At 45.9% G+C, this 6,000-nt stretch carries 3 protein-coding genes, 12 tRNA genes and 1 rRNA gene; 15 read left to right on the forward strand and 1 reads right to left on the reverse strand.

From position 1 onward, the window contains the following. Positions 1-20: 20 nt before the first annotated feature. Positions 21-2,195, forward strand: a complete 2,175-nt coding sequence (locus ABDZ72_RS02710) for a Tex family protein (protein WP_343751012.1) — start codon at positions 21-23, stop codon at positions 2,193-2,195. Between the two features lie 22 nt (positions 2,196-2,217). Here the strand turns inward: ABDZ72_RS02710 and ABDZ72_RS02715 are convergent, their stop codons facing one another. Further along, entirely contained in the window at positions 2,218-3,681 is a 1,464-nt protein-coding gene (locus tag ABDZ72_RS02715; RefSeq protein ID WP_343751013.1) for a catalase, read from the reverse strand. A gap of 172 nt (positions 3,682-3,853) precedes the next feature. On the opposite strand from ABDZ72_RS02715, the gene ABDZ72_RS02720 reads away from it, so the two are divergent. From ABDZ72_RS02720 to ABDZ72_RS02785, 14 genes are all read left to right on the forward strand, one after another. Next, entirely contained in the window at positions 3,854-4,315 is a 462-nt protein-coding gene (locus ABDZ72_RS02720; RefSeq protein ID WP_343751014.1) for a SprT family protein, read from the forward strand. A 271-nt stretch (positions 4,316-4,586) separates the two neighbouring features. Next, a tRNA-Asn gene (locus tag ABDZ72_RS02725) sits at positions 4,587-4,661 on the forward strand. 3 nt (positions 4,662-4,664) lie between these two features. Next, positions 4,665-4,756 (forward strand) — tRNA-Ser (locus tag ABDZ72_RS02730). Positions 4,757-4,762: 6 nt separating this feature from the next. After that, positions 4,763-4,834: transfer RNA gene (locus ABDZ72_RS02735), tRNA-Glu, on the forward strand. A gap of 21 nt (positions 4,835-4,855) precedes the next feature. Next, positions 4,856-4,932: transfer RNA gene (locus ABDZ72_RS02740), tRNA-Asp, on the forward strand. 4 nt (positions 4,933-4,936) lie between these two features. Beyond that, positions 4,937-5,008: transfer RNA gene (locus ABDZ72_RS02745), tRNA-Gln, on the forward strand. Between the two features lie 56 nt (positions 5,009-5,064). Beyond that, positions 5,065-5,140 (forward strand) — tRNA-Lys (locus tag ABDZ72_RS02750). Between the two features lie 5 nt (positions 5,141-5,145). Then, positions 5,146-5,228: transfer RNA gene (locus tag ABDZ72_RS02755), tRNA-Leu, on the forward strand. Positions 5,229-5,277: 49 nt separating this feature from the next. Then, positions 5,278-5,359, forward strand: a tRNA-Leu gene (locus ABDZ72_RS02760). Between the two features lie 59 nt (positions 5,360-5,418). Beyond that, a tRNA-Arg gene (locus ABDZ72_RS02765) sits at positions 5,419-5,495 on the forward strand. Between the two features lie 5 nt (positions 5,496-5,500). Next, positions 5,501-5,577 (forward strand) — tRNA-Pro (locus tag ABDZ72_RS02770). A 27-nt stretch (positions 5,578-5,604) separates the two neighbouring features. Beyond that, positions 5,605-5,678 (forward strand) — tRNA-Gly (locus ABDZ72_RS02775). A gap of 11 nt (positions 5,679-5,689) precedes the next feature. After that, positions 5,690-5,763: transfer RNA gene (locus ABDZ72_RS02780), tRNA-Ile, on the forward strand. A 166-nt stretch (positions 5,764-5,929) separates the two neighbouring features. Continuing rightward, positions 5,930-6,000 (forward strand): 16S ribosomal RNA (locus ABDZ72_RS02785); the annotation flags it as partial.

Here is a 6,000-nt window from a genome sequence, read left to right on the forward strand (position 1 = left end):
AATAGAGGGAGGAAGCAATTGTGTCTCATGAATTGGAACAATGGGTAGCTGAGAAAACAGATGTTCGTCAGACTGCCGTACATAAAGTTATTGCGCTGATGGATGAAGGCAATACTGTCCCTTTTATAGCCCGTTATCGGAAAGAAGAGACAGGTGGCCTTGATGAAGTACAGCTAAAAATGATTCAGGATAAATGGCAATACGCTGTAAATCTTTCTGAACGTAAGGAAGAGGTTATCCGTCTCATCGACGAGCAAGGGAAACTAACCGAGGAATTAAAACGGGCCATCAATTCGGCTTCCCAATTGCAGCGAGTGGAAGATTTATACCGTCCATACAAACAGAAACGGCGAACACGGGCCACAAAGGCCAAGGAAAAAGGGCTGGAACCACTAGCTGCCCTGGTGTGGGACCAGAAAATAACAAGCATTACTATGGAAGCCGAATCCTATTTGTCAGACGAACAAGGCGTCAGCACGGTGGACGATGCCCTTGCAGGTGTGAATGATATTATCGCGGAGTGGGTATCGGATGAGCCAACGTTCCGTACATTCATACGTGAGGAAACATTCAAACGCGGAATGGTGCATTCCGAAGCGAAGGATGCTGAAAAAGACGAAAAAAGCATATACGAGATGTATTATGATTACGATGAAACGGTGCGCTCGATTGTGTCCCATCGTATTTTAGCATTGAACCGCGGTGAAAAAGAAGGCGTCCTGAAAGTGACGGTCGAACCGCCGGCTGAGCGTATATTGGCTTATTTGGAGAAACAAATTGTTTTGAATGGAACCAATCAGGAAACAACCGATATCTTGCAACAAGCTGCAAAAGACAGCTATAAACGACTGATTCAGCCATCGATGGATCGGGAAATCCGCAATACCCTGACAGAAAAAGCGGAAGAACAGGCCATTTCCGTCTTTTCGGAGAACTTGAAAAACCTGCTTTTACAGCCACCTTTGAAAGGAAAGATGGTACTGGGTGTTGATCCAGCCTACCGGACCGGGTGCAAACTTGCTGCAGTTGATGATACCGGTAAAGTAAAGGATGTTGGTGTCATTTATCCGAATGCACCAACACACGATACAGCTGGATCAGAAAAATTGGTTATGGAATGGATTAACCGATTTGGGATTGAATTGATAGCGATTGGAAATGGAACAGCATCCAGGGAAACAGAGCAGTTCATATCCGATATGATCGGACGTAGTGATCTGGATATTTCCTATATTATCGTTAATGAGGCAGGTGCAAGCGTTTATTCAGCTTCCAAACTGGCCCGTGAAGAGTTCCCGGACCTGCAGGTGGAAGAACGGAGCGCGGCCTCCATTGCCCGCCGAATTCAGGATCCGATGGCCGAATTGGTGAAGATAGATCCAAAGTCAATAGGTGTTGGACAATATCAGCATGATGTCAGCCAAAAGGCGCTTAATGATTCCTTGACGTTTGTTGTTGAAACCGCTGTTAACCAGGTCGGTGTTAATGTCAACACGGCATCAACATCCCTTCTTCAGTATGTTGCCGGCCTCAGCAAAACGGTGGCGTCCAATATTATAGCCCAACGCAATGAAACCGGTAAATTTACAACCCGCAAGCAGTTAAAAGACGTTCCACGGCTGGGCTCCAAAACGTATGAGCAGGCTGTCGGATTTCTGCGAATATTAGAAGGAGGAAATCCGTTTGATCGGACACCGATTCACCCGGAAAGCTATGCATCTGCTGAGGAGTTGCTGAACCGGATTGATTGTACGGTTGATGATATCGGAACTGAAAAATTGCGCGAACAGCTGAAAACAGTGGATATAAGTGAAATGGCTGGTGAGCTTGACATTGGCAAGCCGACGCTGGACGATATAGCTGCTGCCCTTGGCAGACCGGAACGGGATCCGCGTGATGATTTGCCGGCACCGTTACTGAAACAAAGTGTCATGAGCATGGATGACTTACAGCAAGGAATGGAAATGCAGGGCACGGTGCGCAATGTGGTTGACTTTGGTGTGTTTGTTGATATCGGTGTTAAGCAGGATGGACTTGTCCACATTTCCAAAATGGCCGAAAAATTTGTGAAACACCCGATGGATATCACATCAGTAGGCGACGTCGTGACGGTCTGGGTGGAAGACGTGGATAGCGATAAAGGACGGATTGCGCTTTCCATGGTTGGAGACAAAAAAGCTGATGATTCTAAATGATCATCAGCTTTTTCGTGTACAATTATTTAACACTTGCCGGAACCGATAGCCCTAATTCATTAGCAACTCGTTCTCCCCAATCCGGATCAGCTTTATAGAAATGCTCGATTTGGCGCAGTTTAACATCATCACGTGTGGCTTGACGCATATGATCGGCAAAGTTTTTCACGAGACGGGATTTCTCGTCTTCGCTCATCAGACGGTAGAGATCTCCTGGCTGTGTATAATGATCATCACTGTCATGGGCTACGCTATCCGCAACACCCTCTAATTCAAATGCGTTGGTTTTTGATGCCGGGTCTTCAACCGGTCCATCGATCGAGTTAGGTTCATAAACTGGCTTCCCGCCACCATTGCCATTAACAGCCATATAACCATCCCGCTGATAATGATTCACTTCTGCTTTGGGGCGGTTAACCGGTATTTGCTGGTGATTGACGCCCAATCGGTAACGTTGCGTATCTGAATAACTGAATAGACGTCCTTGCAGCATTTTATCCGGTGATGTTTCAATTCCGGGAACCAGATTAGCCGGTGAAAGGGCCGCCTGCTCAACGTCAGCAAAGTGATTCTCAGGATTGCGATTCAATACCATTTTTCCAACTTCGATCCGTGGATAATCTTTGTGTGACACTGTCTTGGTAACATCAAAAATATCCCATTTATACGTTTTGTAATCGTCGTAAGGAATGATTTGAACATAAAGTGTCCATGACGGATAATCACCACTTTCAATTGCATCATATAAATCTTTTTGGTGATAATCCGGCTGCTCACCAGCAAGTTGTTCGGCCACGTCGACATCCAGACCTTTAACACCCTGATCACTGATGAAGTGGTATTTAATCCAGAATGCTTCTCCTTGGTCATTCACCCATTTATAGGTATGGCTTCCATATCCATTCATATGACGGTAAGTTGCAGGGATTCCGCGATCACCGTGCATATATGTGATCTGATGAAGCGACTCTGGTGATAATGACCAGAAATCCCAGACCGCATCTTTGTCTTTCAATCCTGTGCGGGGATTGCGTTTTTGCGTATGGATAAAGTCAGGGAATTTAATGGCGTCACGAATGAAGAAAAGTGGCGTGTTATTGCCAACCATGTCATAGTTGCCTTCATCGGTGTAGAATTTCAATGCGAAACCACGCGGGTCACGCACTGTATCTGCGGAGCCCAACTCACCAGCAACAGTTGAAAAACGGGCGAACATGTCTGTGCGCTTTCCTTTTTCACTGAGGAAGTCAGCTTTTGTATATTTGGAAATCTCATCGTTTGTTACTTCAAAATATCCGAATGCGCCGGTCCCCTTAGCATGAACAACACGTTCCGGAATGCGTTCTCTGTCAAAATGGGCCATTTTTTCTAAAAAGTGAACGTCTTGAATTAATGCCGGCCCCCTATGACCAGCTGTCATTGAATTTTGATTATCACCGACAGGAGCTCCGGATGCCGTTGTCATTCGCTTTTTTTCATTATCCATTCGTTGAACACCTCTCCTAAGAAAATGATTTCTTTTGTTTCTATTATACTATATATCTATTAAAAATCAATATTTATTTAGAATTGTTTTAAATAAATGGGGGTTTTTTTGGTGCACTTATCACCCGCGTGTGGTACGATATAAAAACCATGTATTGTTAAGGATGATCTATATGATACAAATGGATGAAACAGAACTAAATACACGAATAAATGCGTTATCATTGCAATATTTTAATAAACCTTTCATGGACAAAGCCGTTTACAACAACCGTCTACGCACAACAGGAGGGCGGTACATTCCGTCCAAAAGAACGATTGAAGTGAATCCTAAATACGCTGAGGAAACCAACGACGATAATCTGTCCGGTATTTTGAAACACGAATTATGCCATTATCACCTTCATATAGAAGGTAAAGGATATAAACATGGCGACAAAGATTTTAAAGAGCTATTAAAAAAGACAGGGGCACCAAGATATTGCACGCCGTTGCCTTCAGCGGAAAGACAGCTCAAACATAAATATCGGTGCAAGCAATGTGGTCGTGTATATGAACGCATACGCAGAATCAATCTTCAAAAATACCGATGCGGTCAGTGCAAGGGTGAATTATTGTATGCACAGAAGGCTTGATATGGTGATTGATGGGTGGATGTTCTCTTTATTCATACGTTCAATGGTCACTGCAAAAAGGAATGGTTTTTAGTCCCATATTGTATATATTGACTCATGGCAATCCGCATGTTAAATTGTACAGGTCGTTGCGAAATGCGAGATTTTATAGGGAAACACTCCGCAAATTCTTTGTTTGAAGTTATTGACATGCTTTGATAAATGTTGTACTATGTTTTTTGTCGCGATAATAATTGTTTTCTTATTGCGCTAAAAAATCATTTAAGACTCTTCCACAGTAGCTCAGCGGTAGAGCTATCGGCTGTTAACCGATCGGTCGCAGGTTCGAATCCTGCCTGTGGAGCCATTCGGAGAAGTACTCAAGTGGCTGAAGAGGCGCCCCTGCTAAGGGTGTAGGCCGTTTCAGACGGCGCGAGGGTTCGAATCCCTCCTTCTCCGCCATTTTATGGCCCGTTGGTCAAGTGGTTAAGACACCGCCCTTTCACGGCGGTAACACGGGTTCGAATCCCGTACGGGTCATATTCTTTTCATTCTTGGTTGGGTCCGGTAGTTCAGTTGGTTAGAATGCCTGCCTGTCACGCAGGAGGTCGCGGGTTCGAGTCCCGTCCGGACCGCCATTATTGGGATATAGCCAAGCGGTAAGGCATCGGGTTTTGATCCCGTGATTCCCAGGTTCGAATCCTGGTAGCCCAGTTGTCATTATCGATAATCCGCGATAGATAACGGGTATGTTTTACATGTTTGAATAGGAGCCATTAGCTCAGTTGGTAGAGCATCTGACTTTTAATCAGAGGGTCGGAGGTTCGAATCCTCCATGGCTCACCATTTTTGCGGATGTGGCGGAATTGGCAGACGCGCTAGACCCAGGATCTAGTGTCATGGTGACGTGAGGGTTCGAGTCCCTCCATCCGCATTGATATCATTGCTGTGCCACTCACGGCATTTTATTATGTGCTTTATATGCGGCTGTGGCGGAATGGCAGACGCGCTAGGTTGAGGGCCTAGTGGGGTTTCCCCGTGGAGGTTCAAGTCCTCTCGGCCGCATTAAAAAAACCATTGACGCTTTAGCAACAGCGTGATATATTAGCCATCGTCACTCTGAAGCGCCCGTAGCTCAATTGGACAGAGCGTCTGACTACGGATCAGAAGGCTAGGGGTTCGACTCCTCTCGGGCGCACCATATCACGGGAAGTAGCTCAGCTTGGCAGAGCACATGGTTTGGGACCATGGGGTCGCAGGTTCAAATCCTGTCTTCCCGACCATCGGAACGACTTTTATGTTAATGCTATGCGGGTGTAGTTTAGTGGTAAAACCTCAGCCTTCCAAGCTGATGTCGTGGGTTCGATTCCCATCACCCGCTCCATATTCAAGTTAGGGCCTGTAGCTCAGTCGGTCAGAGCGCACGCCTGATAAGCGTGAGGTCGGTGGTTCAAGTCCACCCAGGCCCACTTTGCTCCTTGAAAACTGAACAAAACAGCCAGTATGACAGATGGATGTCAGAGGCAGGGAGTCGGAATGCTGATGTGTATATCGGCTGAATGACTTACCCCTTGAAATCCACAAAATAAGCGAAGCCAATGAACGGCTGATCGGTGTCAGTCGTATCCCAAACTTTTTTTGGAGAGTTTGATCTTGGCTCAGGACGAACGCTGGCGGCGTGCCTAATACATGCAAGTCGAGCGCGG

It is taken from the genome of Lentibacillus halophilus, assembly GCF_039522485.1.
In the GTDB taxonomy this organism is placed as follows: Bacteria; Bacillota; Bacilli; order Bacillales; family Amphibacillaceae; genus Lentibacillus; species Lentibacillus halophilus.